1 pseudogene is annotated in these 235 nt (G+C 64.3%); it reads right to left on the reverse strand.

What is annotated here, in order from left to right:
• Positions 1–235: pseudogene (locus tag FS767_RS22645) on the reverse strand (RNA polymerase factor sigma-54); the annotation flags it as partial.

Here is a 235-nt window from a genome sequence, read left to right on the forward strand (position 1 = left end):
GACGCCGGCCGGCTCGAATTGCTGGACGCGTCGGAGCACCACCTCGACTTCGTCGAGATCGACTTCCAGTTCGGGATCGAGGGAGGCATGGATGTCTTCCAGGCTTTCCTGCAGATAGCCATCGGTGTCGATGCCGTCGATGATCGCCAGGGCGATCAGGCGGTCGAGACCCGACATGGGCGCCAGGTTGAGCTGCCAGAGCAGGTGGGTCTGCAGGCTTTCGCCGGCCGAGGTG

The sequence above is a fragment of the Pseudomonas sp. DE0010 genome (genome assembly GCF_007680745.1).
Classification (GTDB): Bacteria; Pseudomonadota; Gammaproteobacteria; order Pseudomonadales; family Pseudomonadaceae; genus Aquipseudomonas; species Aquipseudomonas parafulva_B.